At 39.9% G+C, this 9020-nt stretch carries 6 protein-coding genes, 1 tRNA gene and 1 pseudogene; 4 read left to right on the forward strand and 4 right to left on the reverse strand.

Annotation, left to right across the window (positions count from 1 at the left end; genetic code table 11):
- Positions 1-10: 10 nt before the first annotated feature.
- A tRNA-Ser gene (locus UC75_RS08845) sits at positions 11-101 on the reverse strand.
- Between the two features lie 261 nt (positions 102-362).
- Between UC75_RS08845 and rnr the strand changes: the two genes are divergently transcribed.
- From rnr to UC75_RS08865, 4 genes are all read left to right on the forward strand, one after another.
- On the forward strand, positions 363-2777 hold the full coding sequence (gene rnr / locus UC75_RS08850) for a ribonuclease R (RefSeq protein ID WP_049837597.1): 2415 nt from the start codon (positions 363-365) through the stop codon (positions 2775-2777).
- A 134-nt stretch (positions 2778-2911) separates the two neighbouring features.
- Positions 2912-4966 carry a M3 family metallopeptidase gene (locus UC75_RS08855; protein WP_049837375.1) on the forward strand — a complete coding sequence of 685 codons (2055 nt, stop codon included), beginning with the start codon at positions 2912-2914 and terminating at the stop codon, positions 4964-4966.
- Positions 4967-5006: 40 nt separating this feature from the next.
- On the forward strand, positions 5007-5216 hold the full coding sequence (locus UC75_RS08860) for a YheV family putative zinc ribbon protein (RefSeq protein WP_016140118.1): 210 nt from the start codon (positions 5007-5009) through the stop codon (positions 5214-5216).
- Between the two features lie 11 nt (positions 5217-5227).
- Positions 5228-5653, forward strand: a complete 426-nt coding sequence (locus UC75_RS08865; protein ID WP_049837376.1) for a hypothetical protein — start codon at positions 5228-5230, stop codon at positions 5651-5653.
- Positions 5654-5816: 163 nt separating this feature from the next.
- Here the strand turns inward: UC75_RS08865 and UC75_RS08870 are convergent, their stop codons facing one another.
- The 3 genes and pseudogenes from UC75_RS08870 to UC75_RS20885 form a co-directional block, all read right to left on the reverse strand.
- Entirely contained in the window at positions 5817-8012 is a 2196-nt protein-coding gene (locus UC75_RS08870; protein ID WP_049837377.1) for a TRAP transporter large permease subunit, read from the reverse strand.
- A gap of 178 nt (positions 8013-8190) precedes the next feature.
- Entirely contained in the window at positions 8191-8766 is a 576-nt protein-coding gene (rrtA, locus tag UC75_RS08875) for a rhombosortase (protein WP_004789598.1), read from the reverse strand.
- 83 nt (positions 8767-8849) lie between these two features.
- Positions 8850-9020 (reverse strand): annotated as a pseudogene (locus UC75_RS20885) (hypothetical protein); the annotation flags it as partial.

Below are 9020 nucleotides of genomic sequence, written 5' to 3' on the forward strand. Positions count from 1 at the left end.
ATTAAGTAAATGGCGGTGAGAGAGGGATTCGAACCCTCGATACCAGTAATAGGTATGCTTCCTTAGCAGGGAAGTGATTTCAGCCACTCATCCACCTCACCGGAACGAGCCGCCATAATACAAACTAAAACCACATTGTTCAAGTCATCATACTGAAATTTTCTTGTTTTTTAGTTCAATGAATTATTTTTTAAGCAATTTCCTCATTATTTTCGTCTTTTTCGATCAAACGCTTGTTAAGATAGATATTATTTCTTCATCAAAATACTGTAGTGCATAACACATTATTGCAAACCTGAACGTGCAGTTCGGGTCTGCATGGCTTATGCTAAACTTATCTGCCAAGCGTGAAACAAAACGACATGACAAAAAACTGGGCTGACCCTGAAGCGAAAGCTGAAGCTGAACGTTATGACAATCCTATTCCAAGCCGTACTCTGATTTTAGATACGTTGGAGCAGTTGCAAACACCACAATCTCATGCAGAGCTTGTCGATCATTTTAATATTCATGACCAAAAAAGTATCGAAGCATTAAGTCATCGTTTAAGTGCTATGGTTCGTGATGGTCAAATCATGAAAGACGGTTTTAAATTTCAGTTGGTGGCAGATCAACCAACATATGAAGCAACTGTTTATATTAATAGTAAAGGTTTAGGTACAGCACATATTGATGGTCAAACTGATCTTTTACTTCCTGAACGTGAATTACGTTTAGTATTTAATGGTGACCGAGTTAGAGTGCGCCAGACTTCAGTAGACCGTAAAGGTAAACCTTGGGGTTTTATCACAGAAGTTTTACAGCATCGTGTTAAACAATTAATTGGTAAATTGTCAGTTCATGAGGGTGAATATTTTATTCAACCCAACAATCCCAATCAGCATCAGCCTATTCCTTTAGAAAAAGAACTCGTAAAACATGCTAAGGCGAATGTTGGCGATATGCTACGTGTTGCAATTGATAGCTATCCGACCCGTGAAGAGTTTTCAACAGCACATATTATTCAGTCTATGGCAGACAAAGCCGATACAGAAATTATCATTCCACAAACCATTCTTGAATTTGGTTTGCCATATGAATTTCCAGATCAGGTATTAAAAGAAGCAGAAAGTTTTAAAGAGCCATCTGCTCAAGACCGTGAAGGTCGTATTGATTTAAGAGATTTGGCATTAGTTACAATTGATGGTGAAGACGCTCGAGATTTTGACGATGCAGTTTATGCAGAAAAACGTCCGGGTGGTGGTTACCGCGTTGTAGTCGCAATTGCCGATGTCAGCCATTATGTCCGCTTAGACTCAGCCCTTAACGAAGAAGCTGAGGAACGAGGCACTTCGGTATATTTCCCACACTTTGTATTACCAATGCTACCAGAGGCTTTGTCAAATGGTTTGTGTTCTCTGAACCCTCACGTAGACCGCTTATGTATGGTCTGTGACCTTAAGCTCTCTCGTTCAGGCCGTGTAACTGGTTACGATTTTTATCCGTCGGTTATGCACTCAAAAGCACGTTTGACCTATACACAGGTAGCGCAATACTTTGAAGGCGCAACAGATGCGATTCCAAAAGATCGTGATGTTCATAAATCTTTAAACACACTTTTCCAGCTTTATCAAATTTTGAAAAACTTGCGTGCCGACCGCCATGCAATGGAATTTGAAACCATTGAAACGTACATGACTTTTGATGAGCTGGGCGGGATTAAAGAAATTTTGCCACGTACACGTAATGAAGCACATAAGCTCATTGAAGAATGTATGTTGCTTGCTAACGTTGCTGCAGCTGAATATGCATTAGAACATGATGTTCCAATGTTATATCGTGTGCATGAAGCTCCTGAGTTTTCACGTATTCAGAAAGTAAAAGACTTTGTGAAATTGCTTGGTCTACCCTTCCCTGATCAACCAACTCAAGCAGACTATCAAAAAGTTATTGAAGCGACCAAAGACCGTATTGATGCACCAAGTATTCATGCCGTTTTATTACGCTCAATGATGCAAGCTTATTATGGCGCAAAAAATGCGGGACACTATGGTTTGGCTTATGAAGCCTATACTCATTTCACTTCGCCAATCCGTCGTTACCCAGATTTATTGTTACACCGTGCTATTAAGGCACACTTGAAACAAAAGCCTTATCCACTCTCTGGTGCAGCGCTTGATGATGCTGGTGAACATTTTTCTCAAACTGAGCGCCGTGCAGATGAAGCTTCTCGTAGCGTAACAACTTGGTTGAAGTGTCACTATATGCAACAGCATTTGGGTGACGAGTTTATTGGTATCGTAAGTGCAGTAACCGAATTTGGTTTATTCATTACACTTAAAGATCTATATGTCGATGGCATGATTCATATTAGCCAACTCGGTGATGACTTCTTTATTTATGACCAAGCGAGCCAAAATCTGGTAGGTCAAAATCGTGGTCAAGTCTTTGGTTTAGGCGATGAAGTTAAAATTCAGGTGGCTGGCGTAAATCTTGAAGAACGTAAAATTGACTTCCAGCTTCTTCAACAAGTCACGCATGCAGGAAGAGTCGTTCGTAGCCGTGCGCCACGCACAACTAAAACCTCTTCACAGGCAACTGAAGAAGTTTTCAGTAAACCAACAAGTAGTGATGGTGAAAGACCTGTTCATAAAAAGAAAGAAAAAGCTAAGGCGAGTTCTTATACTAAAAAGTCTGGTAAAAAAGCTTCTGCAAAAGCCGAAAGTAAACCAGAAAAAGTAAAGAAAAAGTCTAAGCCTAAAAAGAAAAAGGCCAATGCAAAATCAAAGGCTGAATAATTAAACAGTAGATGTTGCCAGCCTAGAAATAAGTCCCGATTTGGGACTTATTTCTTTTTAAAAAGCTTATTTTGCACATTAAACTTGATTTCTGGCTTGAGAGGACCTACATCTAATAACATGTTTAAAAAATAATGTGGCTAACAGCAATGACTTTACAGCAAGCGACCTTACCAACCCCGCGTTTTGATCAAATTAAATTAGAAAATTTAAAACAAGACATCCAACAAGCGATTCAAGCAGGCCAAGAATTTTTAAATACTCTTACCGCTGTACCTACCGATACCGCTCAACAACTTGCCGTACTTGAACAAGTCGATACACTTGAAAACAACCTCAGTGAATCATGGGGTGTTTTATCACATTTAAATGCGGTGATGAACAATGCTGAAACCAGAGAAGTCTATCAATCGTTATTACCGGCCTTGAGTGAATATTACACTCAACTTGGTCAACACACGGCGCTCTATCAAACTTATCAGCATATTCATGATGGTCAGGGTTATACCTCTCTTAGTCCAGCCCAACAAAGTGCTATTCGACTCGCTTTACGTGATTTTAAACTTTCTGGTGTGGCTTTAGAGGGTGAAGAGAAAAAACGCTATGCAGATATTTCTGCTCGACTTTCACAGCTTTCTTCTGATTTTTCTAACCATGTACTTGATGCAACACAAGCATACTTTAAACCGCTTACAGAAACTGAGCTAAAAGGTCTTCCTGAAAGTAATGTTGAGTTATTAAAACAATACGGTAAACAACGTGAACTCGATCAAGCTGTAGCAACTCTAGATTTCCCAGCTTATTTTGCAATCATGACTTATGCAGATGACCGCGCTTTGCGTGAAGAGCTTTACAGGGCTTATGTCACTCGTGCATCTGATCAGTCTGAACAAACTGAGTTTGATAACAGCAAAATTATGGAAGAAATTTTAAGTCTTCGTCAGGAAATGGCGAAGCTACTTGGTTTCAATAACTACGCTGAATATTCTCTTGCAAGCAAAATGGCACCAGATGTAAAAACGGTACATGACTTTTTAGTTGATCTCGCTGAGCATGCTCGTGCTCCTGCTCTTCAAGAAGTTGCTGAACTTCAAGAGATTGCCAAGCAAGATGGTGTTGACGAACTTAAACCTTGGGATAGTACTTACTATTCTGAAAAGCTCAAACAGCAACAATTCAACTTATCGCAAGAAGCATTAAAACCGTACTTCCCTGCACCCAAAGTCATTCAGGGTTTATTCCAGATCGTGCAGCGCTTATATGGTATTAGCATCATCGAAAGACAAGCGCCAGTCTGGCATCCAGATGCACGTTATTTTGAATTAGAAGACCAAGGCCAAGTGATTGGTGGCTTCTTCTTTGACATCTATGCACGTACGGGTAAACGTGGCGGTGCATGGATGAATGGTTTCCGTTCACGCATGCAAACTGTTCATGGTTTACAAAAACCAATTTGCTACATGGTGTGTAACTTCACGCCTCCAGTAGGTGATCAGCCGGCCTTACTCACCCATGATGAAGTGATCACGTTATTCCATGAGTTTGGACATGGTTTACATCACATGCTAACCGAAGTAGATAATATTTCAGTTGCAGGAACTCATGGTGTTGCTTGGGATGCAGTAGAGCTACCAAGCCAGTTCATGGAATTCTGGTCTTGGGATAAAGAAAGCCTAGATGTATTAAGTGAACACATCGATAGCAAACAAACTTTGCCACAAGAATTACTCGATGCTTTATTAAATGCGCGATTCTTCCAGTCTGGTATGCAAACTTTACGTCAGCTTGAATTTGCATTGTTTGATTTGACTATTCACACTAAAACACCTGCTTTGAATAGTGAGCAAATTCAGCAGACCTTAGATGACATTCGTAAGCAGTATGCAGTAGTTCCTGCTGTGGACTACAACCGCTTCCAACATAGCTTCAGTCATATTTTTGCTGGTGGTTATGCAGCAGGTTATTACTCTTACAAATGGGCAGAAGTTTTAGCGAGTGATGCATTCGACCGTTTTGAACACGAAGGTATTTTCAACACTCAAACTGGTAAAGAATTCCGTCAGGCAATTTTAGCAGTGGGTGGTAAAGATACTGCACTTGAAGCATTTGTGAGTTTCCGTGGCCGTGAACCTAAAATTGATGCACTGTTACGTCATCAAGGTTGGACGAATGACAGTAAAACCGCTTAAACTATGGGCCTAAATTGATCGTGTGGTTAGGGTGATAAAGATGAAAAAACGTTTCATTGCTGGGGCTAAATGTCCAAAATGTGAAGCAACAGATCGGATTGTCATGCTAACCACCGCTGAAGACGAATGGATTGAATGTATCGAATGCGGTTATAGTGAAAATCGTCCGACTCATATTGATGAGCCTGAAACACCCGCTGTACCTGATGAAGTTGGAGTAATACAGTTCAAGCCTCGTCGTCCTGACTAAAGGTCTTAGAGATGCCACTACAAAGAAAACAAAACTCAAAACTATTGTGGATTTTAATTGGGGGCTTAAGCATTCTTGTAGTGCTTTTTTTAGCTGCACAATGGTTTTTCAAAAAAACCGAGCCATCCGCACCAATGGTTGATCCTCAACCTGTTTCGACACCCGCTCCTGCTAAAACCACGGATCCATCATCAAGTTCAGAACCTGTAGCAGAAACTGCAAGTTCACAACAGCTTGTGAATGAAGATGTACTCAAACAGCCTGTACCAGCTCAAGAGTCTTTAGCAAAAGAAGAAGTGTCTAAACTCGATGACATCCATCGCCAGCTAAAAGATCAAGAAGCAACTTTAAAAGCTCAGCATGCTGATGCTGATCAATTAACTAAACTCAAAGAAGAACAAGTTAAATTGCTTGAAGCTCAGCTCAAACAGCAATAGTTTTTCAATGGGAAATAAAAAAAGCTAAAGATAGATAACTTTAGCTTTTTTTATTTTAATTAATAACTCCAGCCATTCTTTTTCCTAAATTTATTGAATCTTCTTAATAAAAAAGCCCTCCATTTAGGAAGGCTTTTTTGTATAACCGATACTTTAATTTAAGTTAATGATACCAACCGAATAACTTAAATACATATGGCACATAAGTAACTAATACTAGTGATGAGAACAAGACAATAATTGGTAGCAACCAGCGCTCATAACGGAAATAGAAGCTTGTATATTTCTCTTTCGCTTCAGCATCAGCAGCGTTCACTTCATCATCTCCGACGGACAACCGCGTGAGTAGATGGTTCAAGGCAACTGGTGGGGTTACATAACCAAATTCGAATGCAACCAATACAATCATCCAGAAGTGAATTGGATGAATACCATTTTCGTATGCTACAGGCGCAATGGTTGCAGCAACTAAAATTACAGCACCAAATGGATCTGTACACATACCAATAATAGCAAGTAACAGTGCAATACATGCCAGTGATATATAGATACTGCCTAAATGAGTCGGCAATAATTCAACCACTTCAGAACGTTCAATTAAACCACCAACACTTGCAGACAATGCCATCAGAATAATTAGTGCGCCAATATGGCCTACAGTTTCTGAAGTTGCAAAGCGAAGCGCTCCACCAAAACCAAGACGGAACTGAGAACTATGCGGATCATGCGCTCGAAGGAATGGTGATTTCTGTTCATGTTCACGAACAATCGCCTCATGAATATTGATCGCAGGAGTTTCTTTTGTAGCGACCAATTTGTCATACAAAATCATTGCGATCAGAACTAATGGCAAAATTACTGGTGCAGTAAATTCATTCATTCCTGTGTCTAACGCATATTTATAAATAGCAAGAACAACAGCAGTGATCAGAATGTATGGAATTACAGGTACAAAGGCGCGCATCATGCCTGGAATCGCAACTTTTGGCGAATTTACACGGAACTTCTCTTCAGCCAAGAGTAATGAAACACCCAAGAAAATAAATGCTGTTAACCAAAATACATAAACACCATGGCCAAACAACTCATCAGACGTTACATGACGGCTGTCCAGCATCGCAATTAAAACAACCAGTAGACATGGACGTACTACCACACCTAAAGAACCTGACATTGCAGATACAGCCAATGCATATTGACGGCGAGCACCCGCATTCCAGACTTCTTTATAAATAATTGCACCTGCTGCAATAACGAAAATACCTGACGCGCCTGTATAAGCTGTCGGTACCGCAGCTGCAATTAGAATTAACCATGTTAAGGTTTCTGGTGCCAAGTTCCACGGGCGAAGCACATTAAGGAACAAGTCCATAACACGTGTTTGGGTTAAAAGCATACCTGCCCAAATAAACAAGGCAAGGTTTAAGAAAATACCTGAGAACTCAACCAACAAGCCAAGGTAAATCCCTTGCCCCATTGGATAATCCATAAAGAATGTGAATACTATGCCCGTAATCAAAGCCATGTAAGCATATAAAGGTACACTTAATAAGGCTAAGCCAATATTACCGCCTTCACGTTTTGCTGGTGGTGAAAAAAATAGTTGATAAAGACTAATTAAAGTCAGAACAACGAATAGAATCATCCAAATCCAGTAAATGGTTACTGTTTCATAGGTAGGTATCACACCAGAGTTAATGACTGAACGATACTGACTAATTACAGAGAAACTGAGTAGCGCATTACCAATCACCATAAAGATTGAATAGACTTTGTAATCGATTTTTGTTGCTGGATTACGTAAGCCAATATGGTGAAATTTTAACGATGCAGTAATCGCAGAAATTAGAACCATAAAGATCAGTAAAATTGCGCGGTTTTCTGTACCAAATTTAAAAATACCAAAGAAACCGGTCTCGATAGCACGGTAAGTACGTACACCAGGGTTAGCTTCGATATATTTAATTGTCTTGTCATATGCCTGATATTTCTCGTCACATTGTTGCTGCGCTGCGAGAAGCGATGCACGGACATCACTTTCCGATGCTGCACCAAAGAAACTCGAAAAATCATCAGATGCATTCGCTTTCATTTGTTCTTTTACTTGAGCATCGATATTTGGATGTCGATCACAAGTCGGCTTTTCAGGTTCAGCACGCAAAAATGAATATTGCATGCCTATCGCAGGATCACCATAAAGACGTTCCCCGATACGTAATAATTGCCCGTGGATCATCTCCCCGGTACCAATGATTAGTGTCATTAATAGTAGAATGAGGATGACGAATGTTGAGATCCATTCGTTCCAGATATAACCCAACAGACCTAATCCAGATCTTTTTTCCTGATGTTCTTGCATAAATATTCCAATTTTGTTCTCTCAAAAACCTGAAAAACAGGAGCTTGAGTCATGCAATTTTCTTGGTCAGGGGTTAATTCCTTCCCCCTTCTACCAATCCCTTTATTCAACGATCAAATTTGCATCAAACTTTGTTAATAAAGAATGACTAAAATCACTTTTTTAACAGTTTGTATTGTCAATATTTCTTTTTTAATCTTTGAGCAAGCCAATAGCAGCCCCCAAAGATTGCTCCACCAATTGCTCCATATAAGTGAGCTTCAGTTAAGACTGGGCTTCCTATTAACTGGGCAGTTCCTGTTTGTCCAAAAGTATTTTCCCATATCAGTTTTGCAATAATTAATCCTAAGACCAGAAAAGCAAAATTCCGTTCTTTACGATATTGCAAATAAACTAAAGCAACTGCTGTATATAGCCCATGTAAAACACCTGACAAACCAGCATATGCCTCGATATAAGGTAAATAAAAATAGAAGACCAAGCTAATGAACGGTGGCAACAGTAAAAGTAGACTTAAAAGATGCCACGCTTTGGTGTGCGGAAAGATAAACGGTAAACAGGCGAATGCCATCATGTTTAAAAGGAAATGAATCCACCCTACGTGTACCCAATGTGCAGTCCATAAACGCCAGAATTCACCAAGTAAACTTTCCCGCCAATAAATAAAAGTATCAGGAAATACTTGTAGACATGCAGATATGGAAATGCACACTGCGACCAAAAGCACTTTATTATTCAGTACATGATCTTTCATGGCACACTCCTTGAAATTAAACTTCTTACAATTATTGTAGAACTTAACAATAGACTCGCAAGAAGTTAGTCTTTCAAATATGTTTACTGTGCTGCTGGTGGCGCAGATGAATCCGCGGGAGCTTCAGATGCGGCTCCGCCATCAAACAACTCATCTAGCTCTGCTGCACCTTCATTTTTATCATCCCAGAAATGTGACATACCATCATCTCCAGTACGCACACCAGTATGCTCAGTCCAGTAACGATCAGAAAT

Origin of the sequence: Acinetobacter sp. V2 (assembly GCF_001188385.1) — a bacterium.
GTDB lineage: Bacteria > Pseudomonadota > Gammaproteobacteria > Pseudomonadales > Moraxellaceae > Acinetobacter > Acinetobacter oleivorans.